This window comes from Kitasatospora sp. NPDC053057 (assembly GCF_044546945.1).
GTDB lineage: Bacteria > Actinomycetota > Actinomycetes > Streptomycetales > Streptomycetaceae > Kitasatospora.
In genome coordinates this window covers 1-1,394 of the sequence record NZ_JBITZP010000144.1, presented here as the reverse complement: position 1 = coordinate 1,394, position 1,394 = coordinate 1, and the positions used below count along the sequence as shown (strand labels likewise).

Below are 1,394 nucleotides of genomic sequence, written 5' to 3'. Positions count from 1 at the left end.
CTGAGGACAAGCCCTCGGCCTATTAGTACCGGTCAACTCCACCCCTCACAGGGCTTCCATATCCGGCCTATCAACCCAGTCGTCTACTGGGAGCCTTACCCTCTCAAGGAGGTGGGAGTGCTCATCTCGAAGCAGGCTTCCCGCTTAGATGCTTTCAGCGGTTATCCCTCCCGAACGTAGCCAACCAGCCATGCCCTTGGCAGGACAACTGGCACACCAGAGGTTCGTCCGTCCCGGTCCTCTCGTACTAGGGACAGCCCTTCTCAACACTCCTACGCGCACAGCGGATAGGGACCGAACTGTCTCACGACGTTCTAAACCCAGCTCGCGTACCGCTTTAATGGGCGAACAGCCCAACCCTTGGGACCTACTCCAGCCCCAGGATGCGACGAGCCGACATCGAGGTGCCAAACCATCCCGTCGATATGGACTCTTGGGGAAGATCAGCCTGTTATCCCCGGGGTACCTTTTATCCGTTGAGCGACGGCGCTTCCACAAGCCACCGCCGGATCACTAGTCCCTACTTTCGTACCTGCTCGACCCGTCAGTCTCACAGTCAAGCTCCCTTGTGCACTTACACTCAACACCTGATTGCCAACCAGGCTGAGGGAACCTTTGGGCGCCTCCGTTACCCTTTAGGAGGCAACCGCCCCAGTTAAACTACCCACCAGACACTGTCCCTGATCCGGATCACGGACCCAGGTTAGACATCCAGCACGACCAGAGTGGTATTTCAACGGCGACTCCACAACAACTGGCGTTGCTGCTTCAAAGTCTCCCACCTATCCTACACAAGCCGAACCGAACACCAATATCAAGCTATAGTAAAGGTCCCGGGGTCTTTCCGTCCTGCTGCGCGAAACGAGCATCTTTACTCGTAATGCAATTTCACCGGGCCTATGGTTGAGACAGTCGAGAAGTCGTTACGCCATTCGTGCAGGTCGGAACTTACCCGACAAGGAATTTCGCTACCTTAGGATGGTTATAGTTACCACCGCCGTTTACTGGCGCTTAAGTTCTCAGCTTCGCCCCACCGAAATGGAGCTAACCGGTCCCCTTAACGTTCCAGCACCGGGCAGGCGTCAGTCCGTATACATCGCCTTACGGCTTCGCACGGACCTGTGTTTTTAGTAAACAGTCGCTTCTCGCTGGTCTCTGCGGCCACCCCCAGCTCAAGGCGCAAGGCCCGTCACCAGGAATGGCCCCCCTTCTCCCGAAGTTACGGGGGCATTTTGCCGAGTTCCTTAACCATAGTTCACCCGAACGCCTCGGTATTCTCTACCTGACCACCTGAGTCGGTTTGGGGTACGGGCCGCCATGAAACTCGCTAGAGGCTTTTCTCGACAGCATAGGATCATCCACTTCACCACAATCGGCTCGGCATCAGGTCTCAG

At 56.4% G+C, this 1,394-nt stretch carries 1 rRNA gene; it reads right to left on the bottom strand.

Annotated features, from left to right (window positions below):
• Positions 1-2 precede the first annotated feature (2 nt).
• Positions 3-1,394: ribosomal RNA gene (locus ACIG5E_RS39480) — 23S ribosomal RNA — on the bottom strand; the annotation flags it as partial.